Here is a 16,537-nt window from a genome sequence, read left to right on the forward strand (position 1 = left end):
CTCACCCGCCCCAGGCGGCGGGGAAGTCGGGCAGGTCCTCACAGCCGCACAGCGCGTAGTGCTGCGGGGGCATGTCCGGTTGGAGGTAGTCGTCGAGGGTGTCCTGGGTGATCACCGGCTGCGGCAGCACCCACTGCTCGGGGACCTCCTGGCCGCCGAGCACCCGCAGCGCCGCCAGCACCGGCGTCCGCCACTGGAAGGTGGGGTAGCCGGGGGCGACCGCCGTCAGTCCCCGCTCGTCCCAGGCCTGGAGGAAGTCCTGCTGGTCCTCACCCGTGATCGGGGGAACCGGTACCCCGGCGTCCTCGAACGCCTCCACCGCCGCCACCGCCGTCGCGCCCGCGTCCATCCACACGCCGTCCAAGCCGCCGAACCGCTGGATGTAGTCCGAGACGGTGTTCTTCACCGTCGCCGGGTCGTCCTCGGTGAACTGGACGCCGACGACCTCCAGGTCGCTGTCCTCGAACACCCGCTCGGCCGCCGCCCACCGGTGCTCCAGCACGTCCACGCCGGGTGAGATGCGCAGCGCCAACACCTGGCCGCCCGGTTCCACCTCCTCCGCCAGGAACTCGGCGCCGGCCGCGCCGTAGGCGTACCCGCCGATGGGGCTGATGAAGGTGACCGGGCAGTCGGTGTCCACGCCCCGGTCGAACACGATGACCGGCAGCTGCTCGCAGGCCGCGGCCACCGCCGGGGTCAACGTGGCCGTGGTGTTCGGGGAGACGATGAGCAGGTCGCAGTCCTGGCTGGCCAACGACTGGATGTCGGAGATCTGCTTGTCGTCCTGACCCTGGGCGTCGAGCACGGTGAACTCGGCGATCTCTGGGTGCAGGTCCACCTCGGCCCGCATCGTCCGCCACCCCACGGACCGCCACGGGTTGAACAGGCCGGCGTTGGAGAAGCACAGGTGGTACGGCCCGTCCTGCTGGTACTGCTCGGTGGGCACGTACTCCGGTTCCAGCGCCTGCTCCCACGGGCGGTCCGCCGGACCGTCCGGGGTGGCCTCCCGCAACGCCAGCTGCCGTTCGTACTCCGCCTGGTCGAAGAACTCGGAGGCGGTGGCGTCCGCCCCGGTCTCGTCCCCGGCGGTGGGACCCGACCCGGCGTCGGGGAGGTCACTGGTGCAGCCGGCGACGAGCAGCGCGGCCGCCGCGACCGCCACCCCGACCGTCCTCGTTCTCGTTCTCATACCGACTCCCTGACGGGTTGATGGGTCCTCGTGGCCCGCCGCGACCAGGAGATCCCCCCGACCGCGACGGCGGTGATGACGATGACGCCCTGCACGGCCGACTCCAACGCGCCGGACACCCCCAGCAGGGTCAGCAGGGTGAACAGGGCCTGGAGGGAGAAGGCGCCGGCCATCGCCGCGACCACCGAGCCCCGGCCGCCGCCGAGGGCGACACCCCCCAGCACGACGGCGGTGATCGCCTGGAACTCGTAGCCGGAACCGGCCTGCGCGGACACCCCGGTGAACCCGCCGACGAGGATCGCGGCCACCGCGGCGGCCACTCCGGACAGCGCGAACGCCAGGATCCGCAACCGGGCGACCCGCACCCCGGCCAGCCCGGCGGCGACGTCGTTGTCACCGGTGGCGACCAGCGTTCGGCCGGTGTCGGAGCGCATGAACAGCACGGCCGCGACGCCGACGACGGCCAGCACCACCACCGCCCACGGCAGCCACTCGGCGCCGGGGACCGCCGAGCGCCCCAGCATCCGGTAGTCCTCCGGTAGGTACCCCCGGGGCGCGCCCTGCGTCCAGAAGAACACCGCCCCTTGGAGGACCAGCATCATGCCGAGGGTCGCGATGAAGGAGGGCACGGCGAACACGGTGGACACGATGCCGTTGACCACGCCCACCAGCAGGCCCCCGAGGAGCAGCACGGCCACGACCACCAGCCACGGCAGTCCGGGAGCCAGGTTGAACAACTCGGCCGCCACGACCACCCCGGCGGTGACCACCGCCCCCACCGACAGGTCGAAACCACCCGAGACGATCACCAGGTACTGCCCGGCCGCGAGGATCACCAACGGCGCGGAACGCCGGAGGAACGCCAGCAGCCGCTCCGGATCGAAGAACCCGGGGTCGACGACCGCCAACGCGACCAGCAACGCGACCAGCAGCACCAGCACCGGCGCCACCGCCCGCAACCCGGCCAGCGGGGCCGGCCGCCACCGGAGGTGCGCCGCGCCGCTCGCCGGCTCCGTCCCCGTCATGACCCACCCCGCATCCCGCGGCGTCGGACGTCGACGCCGCGCCGCGCGTAGAGAGCGACCGCGACGACGATGACGACGCCCCGGACGACGTTCTTGAAGAACGGATCGACGGCGAGCTGGTCGAACACGGTGTCCAGGGTGGCCAGGATCAGGACCCCGCCGACCGTGCCGGCCACTCCGCCACGGCCACCGGCCAGCAGGGTGCCGCCCAGCACGACGGCCGCGATGGACACCAGGTCGTACTGCGCCTCGGTGCCCGCCCACGGCGCCCCCGCGCCCAACCGGCTCGCCAGGAACACCCCGGCCAGGCCCGCGCACAGGGCGCACAGGACGTGGGCGGTCACCCGGGTCCGGGTCGTGGGCACCCCCGACAGCCGGGCGACCTCCTCGTCGCCGCCGACCGCGTAGATGTGGTGCCCCAGCCGGGTGCGCCGCAACACGAACCAGGTGACCGCGACCGTGGCAGCCAGCAGGAACACCGACACCGGCACCGGGCCGAGTCGGTCGTAGCCGAGGTGCTGGAAGGAGGTGGGCACCGCCCCGGCCGGGCCGGTGTAGTTGTGCTCCAGGTAGCCCCGCAGGATCAGCGCCATCCCCAGGGTGGCGATGAAGGCGTTCACCCCGAGCCGGGTGACGACGAGACCGTTGGCCAGTCCCACGACGGCGGCCACGGCCAGGGCGGCCAGCACACCGGGGACGACACCGGCGGTCTGCATGGTCTGCGCGGTGACGAGGCTGGTCAGGCTGACCAGGTAGGCCACCGACAGGTCCAGCGACCCGGCCAGGATCACGTAGGTCTGCCCGACGGCGACCAACCCGAGGGCCACCGAGTTCTGCAGGATCGTGACCGTGTTGCCCACCGTGACGAAGTCCCCGCCCCGCGCGGCGACCGCCAGCCACCCCACCAGGTAGACGCCGACCAGGGCGAGGTAGACCACGCCCACCGGCCCGCGCGGTCGAAGTCGGACGAAGGCACCGGACCGGCCGGTCGGTGTCACCGAGGGGGCCGTCACACCGCCACCTCCGCGCCCGTGCTCAACCGCATGATCCGTTCCTCGCTGGGCCGCGCGGGCAGCTCCCCGCTGATCGTGCCGTCCCGGAACACCAGGACCCGGTCGCTCATGCCGATCAGTTCGGGCAGCTCGGAGGACACCATCACCACCGACAGGCCCTGCCGTGCCAGGTCGCGGACGAACTCGTGGATCGCCGCCTTGGCGCCGACGTCCACGCCCCGGGTGGGTTCGTCGAGCACGAGCAGCCGGGGGCGGGCCGCCAACCACTTGGCGAGCACCACCTTCTGCTGGTTCCCGCCCGAGAGGAACCGCACCTCCCGGTCGCTGGCCCCGGCCCGGACGTCGAGCCTGGTGAGCAGCTCGCCGACCTCCACCGGCTCGACCTCGGCCCGGCGGCGGCCGGCGAAGGCCGCCCGCAGCACCAGCAGCGCGTTGTCCAGCACCGGCTGCCGCAGCACCAGTCCCTGCCCCTTGCGGTCCTCGGTGACCAGGGCGATGCCGGCGCGGATGGCGGCGCGCGGGGAGTTCGGCCGCACCGGTCTCCCGTCCAGCCACATCTCCCCGGTGGTGAGGGGGTCGGCCCCGAACAGCGCCCGGGCGAAGGAGGTGCGGCCCGATCCCTGGAGGCCGGCCACCCCCACCACCTCCCCGGCCCGCACCTCGACGGTGATGTCCCGCAGCCGGTCGTTGCCGGCGCCCCGGACGGCGAGCCGCACCTCGCCGAGGTCGCCGGGGGCGGCCAGCGGGGGGTGGTAGTCGCGGAGTTCGCGGCCCACCATGAGCCGGACGAGTTCGTCCCGGTCGGTGTCGCGGGTGGCCAGGGTGCCGGTGACCCGGCCGTCCTTGAGGACGGTCACCCGGTCGGAGAGGTCGAAGATCTCCCGCATGCGGTGCGAGATGTAGAGGATGGCGATGCCCCGGGCGGTGAGCCGCCGCACCAGGTCGTACAGGAGGTCCACCTCGTGTTCGGCCAGCGGGGCGGTCGGCTCGTCCATGACGAGGATCCGCGCGTCCCCGGCGAGGGCCTTGACGATCTCGACGACCTGTTGTTGGGCGACGGAGAGACGTCGCACCAGGGTGCCCGGGTCGAAGGAGACCGCTCCCACCTCGGCGAGCAGGGCCCGGGTGCGTTCGACCATCGCCGCGCGGTCCACGAGGAGCCGTCGCGGGCCGCGTCCGACGGGTTCGCGTCCGAGGAACACGTTCTCGGCGACGGTCCGGTCGGGCAACAGGGTGAGTTCCTGGTGGATGATGCCGATTCCGGCGCGGCGGGCCGAGGCCGGATCGGGAAAACGGTGGGGTACGCCGTCGATCTCCAACCGCCCCGAATCGGGTTGGTGCACGCCCGCGATGACTTTCATGAGCGTGGATTTCCCGGCGCCGTTCTCCCCGACGACGGCGTGCACCTCACCGGGGGCGAGGTCGAGGTCGACCTCGGTCAACACCCGAATTCCGACGAAACTCCTCGACATTCCGCGCACGGTGAGCAGTGGTGTTCCCCGTTGATTCACCAAACCTCCGCAGGCCGTCCCTCGCCGTCACGGTAGAGGCTTTCGTCGGCGCAGGACAGAAGTGCGGATGCGTCTCGTCGGGTTAACGGTTTTCCTTTTTCGTATCGTTCGGATTCGAGACGAACGAATGGTGGTCCCGTTCGTCCACCGATATGCCGGACCGGCTCGTCCTTCCAGGGCAGGCGTGGGCGGCGGACGGTGCAGTGGTGCCGGCGGGCCGGTGCTACCTCGGGTGACCGGAACCGCCGAACGAGCGATTGGCTCGTGTCCGGATGGGGACATCGCGTCGTCCGCCGGCTCCCCTGGTCGGCCCGGCGGTGGGGCGAGGTGTCCCAGGCCCGGTCGCCAGGGGGTTCGCGGGCGTGGGCGTCGTCCCCGGTCGCCGCCCCGAACCGGCCGCGCCGGCCGCACCCCGGTCCCGGCGGCGGCGCCGGAGGTGCCGCCCCGCCCCGGGGGTGCGGGGCGGGCCGGGTCGCGGGGGTCAGCCGGGTCGGGACGTGGCGGCGACCCGCTGCCACGCGTCGAGGAGCCGCCGCGCCGAGCCGCCGACCGGGCCGACCGCGTCGGCGAGCACGGCGGGGTCGGGCGGGGTCGCCCGTTCCACCTCGGACGCCGCCCGGTCGGCGTCCTGGATGGTCGCGGAGCAGACCGCGCGCAGGTGGTCGGGGACGGACAGGCCCGGGTCGACGCAGCCGACGAGGGGCGTGCCGACGGCGGCGATGAGCGGGAAGACGGTGCCGGGGATGCCGATCGCCACCTCGGCCCGGGCCGAGCTCTCCAGGGAACTGACGGGGCTGATCTCGTACTCGCCCCACAGCGCCGGGTCCTCGCGGGGGTGGAGTCCGACGAGGATCCGCCAGCCGGCGGCGCGCAGCCGGCTGGCCGCCTCCAGCAGCAGTCGCGCGCCGGGTGCCGCCCCGCCCGTCTCGTCGGGGTGGGTCACGCTGGTGAGGACGAGCGCGAGGCCGGGTTCGGGGTCGCGGGTGGGCAGCGAGTCGGTCTGCGGGGAGCCGACGACGTCGATCCGTCGGGAGGTGCCCAGGTGGGCGGCGAACGACCGGGCGTCCGCCGGGGACGAGGCGGTGACGGCCCGGATACGGGACCTCACCCGGTTGGCGCCTTCCGCCTCCTCCGGACGCAGGTACGCGAGGGTGCTGGCGGCGACGGGCAGCCGGCGGAACCGGTCCACGCACTCCACCGGCCAGGGCTCGGCGCCGGTGACGACGAGCAGGTCCGCCGTCGTGACCTGGTCGGGGGTGGCCACGGGCACCGGGTCGTCCGGGGCGACGCCGTCGAGGTCGGGCACCAGCTGCACCAGGTCCAGGCCGCGTGCCCGGGCCTCGTCGAGCAGGGGCGCCACGTGGTAGGTCCCCCACGGTTCGTTGGTGGCGACCACCACCCGGGGTGCCTCATCCCGGGGGCCCCGGGCCGGGCCCGGGCGGGCCGCCTGGGCCACTCCGGCGGTGACGGCGAGGGCGCCGGAGGCGAGGCCGGCCGCGAGAAGGGCGCGGCGGCCGAGCCGGGCGGGAGTGGGGTGCTGGTGTCCGTGGCGCATGGCCGGACCGTAGGTGGGGACGGTGGCCCGTGGGTGACGGGTGCGGGTCGGTCCGGCGACGGTCGGGGAACGGTCGGCGGGTATGGCCGCGGCCCGTGGCCTGGAGTGGCTGGACACGTACGAAGTGAATTGGTTTTACATATCACTGAAGGGACGGTGCCCGCCGAACCGACGGGGAAGCCGTCGGCTGGGCCCGGCCTCGGCCGCCCCGCCCAGTCAGGACGATCCCGGGGCACCGCCGCCCCCGGTGACCTCGCCGCGTCGACCGCTCACCCCGCGCGCCTCCGGCCCGGGCCACCACCGACCGCCGCGACGCGGCGGGGCGGGAACCGCTGTTCCTGGTTCCCGCCCCACGACGCGCACCCGTCACCACGGTCGGCCCGCCTCCGCTCCCGGGGCGAGCCACCCCGGCTAGGCGGGCAGCGGTTCACCCACGGCGGCCTGTCGCCGCGACCACCACCGGTTGACCCACCACACCGCCTCCACCACGAGGATGCCGACACCCCCGCACAGCAGGGCCTTGGCCGTGCCCGCCAGGTTGCTGGGGTCGAGCTCGAAGTACTTCTGGGTCAGGGGCATGAGGAACATCGCCGTGGACAGGCCGGCCATGCCCAGGATCAACCCGACCTTCCACCACGAGTAGGGCCTGGCCACGATCGCCAACACCCACAACGCGATGACGATCAACGTGATCAACGCCGTCGTCCCCGCCTGGATCCGGTCCACCTGGCTGGCCCCCGGCCCCTGGTAGACGAGCAGGTAGGAGACGAACGTCGCCACCGAGATCACGATGCCGGCGGGAATGGCCATCCGCATGACCCGCCCGACGAAACCCGACCGCGCCCGCTCGGTGTTGGGCGCGAGGGACAGGATGAAGGCCGGCACCCCGATGGTGAACCACGCGGTGATCGTGACGTGCCGGGGCAGGAACGGGTAGGGCACCTGGGCCATGCCGATCATCAGGGCCAACAGCACCGAGTAGACGGTCTTGGTGAGGAACAGGTTCGAGACCCGCTCGATGTTGCCGATGACCCGGCGGCCCTCCGCGACCACCTTGGGCAGCGTCGCGAACTTGTTGTCCAGCAGCACGATCTGCGCCACGGCACGACTGGCCTGGCTCCCGGAGCCCATGGCGACCCCGATGTCGGCGTCCTTGAGCGCCAGCACGTCGTTGACCCCGTCGCCGGTCATCGCCACCGTGTGGCCCCGGGACTGGAGCGCCCCCACCATCGCCCGCTTCTGCCCAGGGTCGACCCGGCCGAAGACCGTGCCCGCCTCCACGGCGTCGGCCAGCGGTTCCGGCTCCGAGGGCAGGGTCCGCGCGTCCACGGGCCGGTCGGCCCCGGGAAGTCCCAGGCCGCTGGCGACGGCGCCGACCGAGGTGGCGTTGTCCCCGGAGATGACCTTCATCCCGACCCGCTGGTCGTGGAAGTAGTCGATGGTGTCCTTCGCGTCCGGCCGGATGCGCTGTTCCAACACGACCAGCGCGACCGGGCTGACCCGGCCGGGAGCGTCCTCGGCGTCCACCGGTCGGTCCGACCTGGCGAGCAACAGCACCCGCAGACCCCGCGCGCCGATCCGCTCGGCCTCGGCGCGTTCCACACTCCCCTCCGCCAGCAGGACGTCGGGGGCGCCCAACAACCAGTTGCCGTGCTCCCCGAAACTGGCGCCGCTCCACTTCCGCGCCGAGGAGAAGGGCGCGGTGCCCGTGACCGTCCAGCCCGGGTCGTTCGGGTGCGCCTCGGCGATCGCCTGGAGGCTGGCGTTCGGGCGGGGATCGGCGGCGGCCAACGCGGCCAACGCCCGCGCCGCGTTCGCCGAGGACTCCCCGGTGTTGCGCACCCGCACCTCGGCCAGGCGCATCCCGTTCTCGGTCAGCGTGCCCGTCTTGTCGGCGCACACCACGTCCACCCTGGCCAGCCCCTCGATGGCCGGCAGTTCCTGCACCAGGCACTTGTAGCGGCCCAGGCGGATCACGCCGACGGCGAAGGCGATGCTGGTCATCAGGATGAGCCCCTCGGGCACCATCGGCACCAGGGCGGCGACCATGCCCCGGATCGCCTCCGGCCACGCCTGGTCACCGGCGAGCTGGTTGTAGATGGTGAGCAGCCCGGCTGGCACCAGCAGGTAGGTGATGACCTTGAGGATCCTGTCGATCCCCGAGCGGAGCTCCGACTTCACCAGCGTGAACTTGCTGGCCTCCTCCGCCAACCGGGCGGCGTAGGCGTCGCGGCCGACCTTCGTCGCGGTGTAGACACCCGAACCGGCGACCACGAAGCTCCCGGAGAGCACCCGGTCCCCCGGCGCCTTGACCACCGGGTCCGACTCGCCGGTGAGCAGCGACTCGTCCACCTCCAGGGCCTCGGCGGCGAGGACCGTCCCGTCCACCACCACCTGGTCGCCCGCACCCAGTTCGATCACGTCGTCGAGGACGACCTCGTTCGGGGCGATCTCGGCGGACTGGCCGTCCCGGCGCACCCGGGGCCGGCTCTGCCCGATGATGGCGAGTTTCTCCAGGGTCCGCTTCGCGCGGAGCTCCTGCACCACGCCGATCGCGCTGTTGGCGACGATCAGGACGCCGAAGATACCGTCCAGGAAGTAGCCGGTGGACATCACCAGGACGAAGAGCACGGCGTAGATGGCGTTGATCCTGGTGAGGACGTTGGCCCTGATGATCTGCGCGACGCTCCGGCTGGCCCGTGCCGGCACGTCGTTGGTCTGTCCCGCGGCGACCCGCTGTGCGACGTCGGCGGCGGTGAGGCCGTCGAGCAGGTCGCGTGTTCCGTCATTCGCGTTGCCGGTCACCCCAGCGAGCGACATATGTGCTTCTCCGTGTCGATGGTCTCACCCGGGGTGGTCGCGGGTGAATGGCATCGCCGGGGCACCTGGTGCCCCGGCCCTCGCGGATCCCCGCTCCCGTCCTCCGGTCCCCCACCACCGGGTGGACGGTTCGTCGCGCGGTGTCCCACGTCCTGGTCGCGCTGCTCGCTCCTGCGGCCGTCCCTCCGTCGCTTGGGTCGAGGTGTCCACGACTCTAGGAGTTGGGGGTCGTGGACACATTGGGCATCGGTCAGTCAGGTCCCTGAATCTCCTCGGGGATGCCCCCGAGAAGAGCCAGGGTTTGGTGCCAACGGCCGGTTCCGGCCCGGTCGGGGCCTCGACGCGCGACCGCCGACGGCACCACCGGTCGGCATGCGGGGAGGGTGTGGTTCCCCAGGCTCACTCGGTCCTGGCTCCGCCGACGCGGCGTCGGTGCCGCATCGGTGGTTCCCGGACCGGTCGGCGGGGACATCGCGGACCTGGAGCGGTCCCGTCGACGACGTGTGTCCCCGAGACCAGGAGGATTTCATGGCCGGTGTTCCGCCGACGCCGCGACCCGCCACCAGCGCGGTCGGGGGTCGGGCGGGGCTGCTGGCGCCGTTGGACGGAGCCGGCCAGGGCCGCCCGGGGCGGCGGGAGCACCACGCGCGAACGCGCCCAGGCCGGGCCTCGACCTCGCCCTCGTGGACGACGCGGTCCCGAGGAGCGCTCGGCCCGCATCCTCCGCCCCGGCCCGCGGTGCCGCCGCCGAACTCGGGGCTGGGACGACGCACCACCCGCGCGGCCTGGGGAGGCCCGGCCGGTCCGACCGTCCCCGCTCCCGCCGTGCGCCCGGCACCCGCCGAGGAGACGGGGGCATGGCTGGGGACGCCGCCGGGGCTTTCGTCGCCGGGGGAGGCGGGCTTTGGTCCCTGCCCTCCCACCCGGGACGGGCCTAACGTCGTGATGACGGACCGACGGAACCGAGTCGACTCCGGGAGCTGGTGAGCATGTCGGACGGGCCTGGCGAGGAAGTGCTGTGGTCGGCCGTCGACCAGGCGACCCGCGCGCCCTCGGTGCACAACACCCAGCCGTGGCGTTGGCGTTGGGAGCCGGGTGCGGTGTGGCTGTACGCCGACTGGGGCCGGCAGCTCCCGGTGGCCGACCCCCGGGGGTGGGACGTCCTGATGAGCTGCGGAGCCGCCCTGCACCACCTCCGGGTGGCCCTCGCGGCGGCCGGGTGGGCGACCGAGGTGCGCCGACTTCCCGATCCCACCGACGGGTCGCTGTTGGCCGCCGTGCGCACCCACCCGCACCAGCCCACCGAGGAGGAGCGTCGCACGGCCTCGACCATCCCCGAGCGGCGGAGCGACCGGCGCCGGTACGACCTGTGGCAGGTGCCCACCGCCCTGATCAGGGAGATGGAGGAGCGCGCCGCCGAACAGGGGGTCACCGTGCGCCCGGTGACGGACCCGGCCACCCGGTACCGCCTGGTCAGTGCGATGCGGGAGGCGGCGGAACGGCAGGAGTCCGACGAGGCCTACCTCTCGGAACTGGCCGCGTGGAGCGGGCGCCTGTCCCACGACGTGGAGGGCGTCCCGGCCGCGAACACCCTGGCCCCCGGCGCCGGGGACCCCGACGTGCCGACCCGGCGGTTCCCCGGTGGGGAACTGCCCAGGTCGCCCCGCCAGCTGAACGATCCGGACGCCGGCACCCTGCTGGTCCTCGGCAGCGCGCGGGAGGACCGGATGTCGTGGCTGCGCGCCGGGGAGGCCCTGAGCGCGGTGCTGTTGTGCGCGGCCGAGCACGGGCTGGTGAGCTGTCCGCTGAGCCAGGCCCTGGAAGTGCCCATCACCCGGGACGCGCTGCGCGAACGGGTGCTGGACGCGGAGACCTACCCGCACATCGTGGTCCGGGTGGGTTGCCCACTGCTCAACGCTCCCCCGTTGGCCGAGACCCCGCGCCGCCCCCTCGCGGAGATCGTGGAGCGCGCGGCACCCGTGCGCTAGGGCCGTGCCGGCCGCGTGGACACGCGAGGCGGCAGAGGAAGGAGTCCCGATGTACTACGGACCGACCTGGGGCCCAGGGCCCTGGATATTCTTCGTCGTCCTCCTGCTGTTGATCGTCGCCATCGCCCTCTCTGCGTTCCTGGTCCGGCGCGGCGTCGCCGGTGGGACCTCGGGCGCGCACCGGGCGGACGGCACGATGCGCGAGACCGGCCTGGAGAGCGCCAGGCGGATCCTCGACGAGCGCTTCGCCCGGGGCGAGATCAACGAGGAGGAGTACCGGCGACGGCGGCACGTCATCAGGGACGACGGCGCCTCACCTGGCGACTGACCGTCGGCACCGCCGTAACCGACACCAGGCGCGCCGTGCCCGGCGACGCCACGGGGTTCGGGTTGGGGGAGGTGCCCGGGCCGGACACCGTGGCGGGGGCACCCCGGTTCGCCCGACACCACCGACGAGGGGTGGTGCCCCCCTGCCGTCCCACACACCAGGGGAAGGCCGTCCCAGGCACCCCGGGGGAAGTGGGGCATCGCTGGCTGGACCTCGTTGGGTGGAAGCTGATCATGATCACCGGTCGCTGCCCCAGGAATGCCGCCGCTCCCCCAGGGAGTCCGCGAGAGCACAGGGGGTCCGCGAGAGCTGGAGGCCACGAAGCGGCGCTTCATGGGGCCTGAGCTCGTTCGTGAGCCGCGGTCCCCGCACCCGGCCTCACTGCCCGTGTACCGAGGACGCGGGGGCCTCCCGGGAGCTGGGTGGCGTCGCGGCCGCGCCGGTGGCGTTGAGGTTCGCCCGCCCCCGAGAGCGACGGACCCGCACGATGCCTCCGCGCGCTTCCCCAGCTTGTCGGCCTCCTCCTGGGCGGGCGCGGGTGGGTCAGGACTGGTCCTCCGGCCGCGCGATGATGACCGGGCAGGACGCGTGGTGCAGCAGGGTGCGGCTGGTGGACCCCAACAACATGCCGGTGAAGCCTCCACGGCCCCGGCTGCCCACGATGATCATCCTGGCCCGTTCGGCCTGGCTCAACAGGCCCGGCGCGGGGCGGTCTCGCACCACTATGCGTCGCACCCGAACGTCCGGGTACCGCTCCTGCCAGCCGGCGAGGCGTTCGGCCAGTACCCGCTCCTCGGTGGCCTCCACCGCCTGCCAGTCGACCATGTTCCTGGTGAGTTCGAAATCGCTCTCGAAGGCCGCATCGACCCAGGTGTGCACCGCGAGCAGGTCGGCGTCCCGGAACGCGGCCTCGTCAAAGGCGAAGGCGATGGCGCGTTCGCTGGTGGGGGACCCGTCGACCCCGACGACGATCGGCCCGGTCTCCGGAGGCGGCCCGGTGGGGGTCCTGCCACGGATCACGGCGACCGGGCTGTGCCCGTGGGCGGCGAGTCCGGTGGCGGCCGAGCCCACCAGCAGGCTGGAGAAGCCGCCCCGGCCTCGAGAGCCGAGGACGATCAGTCGGGCCTGTCGGGACAACTCGATCAAGGCTGGCACTGGACCCTCCATCCGGGTCTCCGGCCGGATGTCGACGTTCGGGGCGACCTCGGTGGCGACCTCAGTGGCCCGGTTCAGGTACTGGGCGACATCGTCGCGTTGGGACTGGATGATCGCGTCCACCGACTCGGGGGTGGTGACCACTCCGGGGTAGGTGACGAACAGCGGGAGGTAGGCGTGCGCGAGCACCAGGGGGACCCGGCGTTCCCGCGCCTCCTCCGCCGCCCACCGGGTCGCGTTCAGCGCCGCGTCGGAGCCGTCAACCCCGACCACGATGTGGTGGCCGACTGTGGTGGTCATCGCGTCCTCCCCAGGGTCCGCCGGGTTCCACGTCGGAGGCGGGATCGGGGGTGAGCTCGCCGAGCCCACCGGCGGGCTGCCCGTGCCGGCGGTATCGCCCCGCCCGCGTCCGTGCCACCGTCTCCGGGTTCGACGGTACGAGGCGGGCGGTCCGCTCGCTCGGGACTTCCGACCCGTGAGGAGGGGACCTCCGTCTCCCCTCCGAAGGAGCAGCCTCGGGGCCTGCCAGGCTCGACGGGCCGGTCCGAGGCGGGCCGGGTCCGCTGCGCCGCGGGCCGCCGGCCCACCTCCGGTCGGCGGGTCGGGGGCGTCGCGCGGCGCCCTGGGGGCGGCGGGAGGCCGAGCGTTCGGCCGGCCTCCCGCCGCCTGCCTCCGGGGTTGTCCTCGTGCCGAGGCGCGGGGCCCTCCGCGACCCGGTTGCCCGGCGGGCGGTCGGCGGGACCTTCGACCCTGCTCCGCGCCTGCCGGCGGCGGGATGCTGGCGGCATCCCAGCGGGGAGAGGAGGCCGTCATGGAGTACGTCAAGCGCTGGAACATCGAAGTCTCCGTGGTCGAGGAGGGGCGGGAGACGCACGCCGAGGCACGCCTGTACACCACGGAAGCGCAGCCGCCGCTCATCGGTGCGGGACGGGCGCGCTGCAACGTGTCGGACGACAACGTGCCCCAGATCGGCGACGAGCTGGCGGTAGCCCGCGCGCTGGCCGACCTGTCCCGCCAGTTGGCCCGGATCACGGCGACCGACATCGAGTCGATGACGCGTGAGCCCGCCTTCGTGCGGGTGTGACGAGTGCCGCGAGGGCGGGCCAGGCACGGGTGTGAACCCCGGGGATTCCCGGGGCGTTGCCCGACCGGCGGGCAGGGCCCGTCCGCCTCCTCGCGGCCGTCGCGGCCGACGAGAAGAAGCGACCCGAGGAGGAACATCGGCGGGTGGACCCGCCCCGAACGGAACGGCGGCGGGCCACCACCTCCTGTTTTCGTTCACCCTTGAGCGCGACCCCGGTCGGGGATGGCGTTCGAGGGCGGTCTCCGCTGCTGGGAGGTCAACGGCTGGGGTGCCCCACTGGCGACACCGCGTCCGCCGTGTCACGACTGGCGTTCTCGTCGGCGCGGGGAACGGTGGTTGTCGTTCCCCTCGGGATCGCCAGTGGAGCCTGGCCTCAGGGGCACGCGAGGGCGCTTCCGGGGCGGATCCCGCCCCGGGCTGCCGGCCACGCGCGGCCGGCAGCCCGCAGGTCGCCCGGCCGCCGTACCCCAGCTCCAACCGCACCGCACGGCCACCGCGAAGCGCCCACGAGATCCGGACGCCCCGCCCACTCCGGCCCGGGCACGAGGTCCCGTCGGCCCCTCGGGGTCGCCGCCGAACGGCCCGGGTGCGCGACCGGCGAAGGTCCCCCGGAAGGACTACCGTAGAAGGGGCAGGGACAGGGGCCCTGACGAGTCCGGGGCACCGGTCCGGAGTCGACGTCGTCCGCCGAGGGGCGGGCGTCGTGGTCACGCCGGGAGGTCACGGTGGCGGTCTCCGTGTTCATCGTCGACGACCACGAGATCGTGCGACGGGGCATCACCCAGCTCCTGGACGCCGAGCCCGACATGGACGTGGTGGGCGAGGCGGCCGACGCCGCGCACGCCCTCGCGCGGATCCCGGCGCTCCGGCCCGACGTGGCGATCCTGGACGTCCAGCTCCCCGACGGGGACGGCGTGTCGGTGTGCCGGGAGATCCGCCGGACGGTGGACCCGCCGCCGGCCTGCCTGATGCTGGCCTCCGACGACGCGGACGACGAGGCGGTGTTCGCCGCGATCATGGCGGGCGCGGCCGGGTACCTGCTCAAACGCATCAGCGGGAGCGGCCTGGTCGACGCGGTGCGGGCGGTCGCGGCCGGGGAGTCCCTTCTCGACGCCAAGGTCACCAACCTGGTGTTGGCCCGGTTGCGGCAGGGCGAGGAACGGCGCGACCCCCGGTACCCCGATCTGAGCCCGCAGGAGGAACGGATCCTGGACCTGGTGGCCACCGGGCTGACCAACCGGCAGATCGGTCGTCGGTTGAACCTGGCGGAGAAGACGGTGAAGAACTACGTGTCGTCGTTGCTGCACAAGCTGGGGTTCGCCCGCCGGACCGAGGCCGCCGTCTACGCGACGAAGCAGGCCACAACCCGCCGCCCGCACCGTTGACACCCGCCGCCACCGTCGACGGCCCGACCGGGAAGACCCGCGACGACGCCGAGGTGCGCCCGCCCCCATGGGTGTGGGACGTGGTGGGGCCCGCGCACGCACCGACGGAGCGATGCAGGCACCAGCCCCCGGTGGAGTCCGGGGCCCGCACCTCGGCACCGGCCTTCCGGCGATGATACGACCGGCGCCCCGGTGGGGAGCGGACGGCCAGCCGCCCCTCTCCCGGCTCGTGTCCGTCTCGGGCCCTAGGACCCGCCGGGACCGGACCACGGGTCCCTGTCTCGGGGAGGCCGGCCAGCAGAGGATGTGCACAAGGGCGGTGTCCGACCACCGCGTGGGCTGGGCGCGAGGACAGACTGATGAGCACGACGAGAACGACGACGGCCACCGGCACGTCGGAGCGGATCCGGGACGCGGACGAGGTGAAGGCTCTCGCCGAGGTCCTGGTCACGGCCGCGACGCGGGCACCATCACCCCACAACACGCAACCATGGCGGTTCGAGGCGCGCGGAGACGGCATCGCGCTGCACCTGGACCGCACCCGGCTGCTCGGGGTGGCCGACCCGGACGGCAGGGAGGCGCGGCTGGCCTGCGGGGCGGCCCTGTTCAACCTGCGGTTGGAGGCGCGAGCACGGGGCATCGCGGCCGCCACCGAGCTGCTGCCCGACCGGAATGTCCCGGACCTGCTCGGAGTGGTCAGGCTCGCGGGCACACACCGCCCCACTGGGGAGGAACGGACGCTGGCGTCGGCGATTCCCCGTCGGCATACCAACCGACGGCCCTTCGCCGAGGAGCAGCCACCTGAGCCGCTGCGGCACGGGCTGCGCAGGGCAGCCCAGTTGGAGAGCGGTCTGCTGGACTTCCTCGACGAGCCGACGCGGTTCGCCGACCTCGCCCGGTTGATCAGGAGCGCCGAGGCGGCGCAGCGCGACGATGACGCGTTCATGGCGGAGCTGCGGTGCTGGACGACGGGGGTGGCCAGTGTCAGGGACGGAGTGCCGGCCCGTTCGAGCGGCCCGCCGCCCCTGGAGGAGGGTCTGGTCACTCTCCGGCGCTATGGTCGCGGTCGCCGGCCCCCGCGCCCCTACGAGCAGGTCCCGCTACTGGGTGTGGTGCTGACCAACGAGGACGACCAGCACGCCCAGCTCGTGGGGGGCCACGTCATGCAGCGGGTGCTGTTGGCCGCGACAGCGGCCGGGTTGAGCACCTCCTTCGTCTCCCAGCCGATGGAGGTGCCCTCGGTCAAACGGGAGCTGGACCGGTTGGTCGGCTCGCAGGGGCACCCACAGACCGTGCTGCGGATCGGGTACGGCTACCCGGCGCTGCCCACGCCCCGCCGGCCCGCGCGGGAGGTCACGACCGGTCTGCCCCCCGTGGCGGAGCCCGGCTGAGGCCGTCGGTCGGTAGGCGCCCGGGGTGCGCGTCGGCCGCCGGTGTCCGAGGGTTGCGCCCCCGGCCCGGCCCGGCGCTAGTCGGCTTCGTGG

Annotated in this window: 12 protein-coding genes; 5 read left to right on the top strand and 7 right to left on the bottom strand. The window is 73.5% G+C overall.

The genetic code is table 11. The features are described from left to right. Position 1: 1 nt before the first annotated feature. The 6 genes from G443_RS06915 to G443_RS06940 form a co-directional block, all read right to left on the bottom strand. Positions 2-1,189: a substrate-binding domain-containing protein gene (locus G443_RS06915; protein ID WP_026420504.1), complete on the bottom strand. Its 1,188-nt coding sequence runs from the start codon at positions 1,187-1,189 to the stop codon at positions 2-4. Beyond that, a complete protein-coding gene (locus G443_RS06920; protein WP_026420505.1) occupies positions 1,186-2,214 on the bottom strand; it encodes an ABC transporter permease in 1,029 nt (342 codons plus the stop codon). Before G443_RS06920 ends, G443_RS06915 begins: the two co-directional genes overlap by 4 nt. Further along, positions 2,211-3,227, bottom strand: a complete 1,017-nt coding sequence (locus tag G443_RS06925) for an ABC transporter permease (protein WP_026420506.1) — start codon at positions 3,225-3,227, stop codon at positions 2,211-2,213. Before G443_RS06925 ends, G443_RS06920 begins: the two co-directional genes overlap by 4 nt. Beyond that, entirely contained in the window at positions 3,224-4,699 is a 1,476-nt protein-coding gene (locus tag G443_RS06930) for a sugar ABC transporter ATP-binding protein (protein WP_211237619.1), read from the bottom strand. Before G443_RS06930 ends, G443_RS06925 begins: the two co-directional genes overlap by 4 nt. Before the next feature lie 520 nt (positions 4,700-5,219). Continuing rightward, entirely contained in the window at positions 5,220-6,293 is a 1,074-nt protein-coding gene (locus G443_RS06935; protein WP_245588958.1) for a hypothetical protein, read from the bottom strand. Between the two features lie 411 nt (positions 6,294-6,704). Further along, complete coding sequence (locus G443_RS06940) at positions 6,705-9,113, bottom strand: HAD-IC family P-type ATPase (protein WP_051314345.1); 2,409 nt, start codon at positions 9,111-9,113, stop codon at positions 6,705-6,707. 989 nt (positions 9,114-10,102) lie between these two features. Here G443_RS06940 and G443_RS06945 point away from each other — a divergent pair. Together G443_RS06945 and G443_RS06950 are read left to right on the top strand one after the other, a co-directional pair. Beyond that, positions 10,103-11,101 carry an Acg family FMN-binding oxidoreductase gene (locus G443_RS06945; protein ID WP_026420509.1) on the top strand — a complete coding sequence of 333 codons (999 nt, stop codon included), beginning with the start codon at positions 10,103-10,105 and terminating at the stop codon, positions 11,099-11,101. Positions 11,102-11,150: 49 nt separating this feature from the next. Then, positions 11,151-11,429, top strand: coding sequence for an SHOCT domain-containing protein (locus G443_RS06950; protein WP_026420510.1), 279 nt, complete (start codon positions 11,151-11,153; stop codon positions 11,427-11,429). 543 nt (positions 11,430-11,972) lie between these two features. Here the strand turns inward: G443_RS06950 and G443_RS06955 are convergent. Next, entirely contained in the window at positions 11,973-12,884 is a 912-nt protein-coding gene (locus G443_RS06955; protein ID WP_026420511.1) for a universal stress protein, read from the bottom strand. A gap of 511 nt (positions 12,885-13,395) precedes the next feature. On the opposite strand from G443_RS06955, the gene G443_RS06960 reads away from it, so the two are divergent. The 3 genes from G443_RS06960 to G443_RS06970 all read left to right on the top strand — a co-directional run bounded on the left by G443_RS06960 (position 13,396) and on the right by G443_RS06970 (position 16,444). After that, complete coding sequence (locus G443_RS06960) at positions 13,396-13,668, top strand: DUF1876 domain-containing protein (RefSeq protein ID WP_026420512.1); 273 nt, start codon at positions 13,396-13,398, stop codon at positions 13,666-13,668. A gap of 725 nt (positions 13,669-14,393) precedes the next feature. Continuing rightward, a complete protein-coding gene (locus G443_RS06965; protein WP_026420513.1) occupies positions 14,394-15,053 on the top strand; it encodes a response regulator in 660 nt (219 codons plus the stop codon). Positions 15,054-15,412: 359 nt separating this feature from the next. Next, a complete protein-coding gene (locus G443_RS06970) occupies positions 15,413-16,444 on the top strand; it encodes an Acg family FMN-binding oxidoreductase (RefSeq protein ID WP_026420514.1) in 1,032 nt (343 codons plus the stop codon). The last annotated feature ends 93 nt before the right edge of the window (positions 16,445-16,537 follow it).

Origin of the sequence: Actinoalloteichus caeruleus DSM 43889 (assembly GCF_000429185.2) — a bacterium.
Classification (GTDB): Bacteria; Actinomycetota; Actinomycetes; order Mycobacteriales; family Pseudonocardiaceae; genus Actinoalloteichus_B; species Actinoalloteichus_B caeruleus.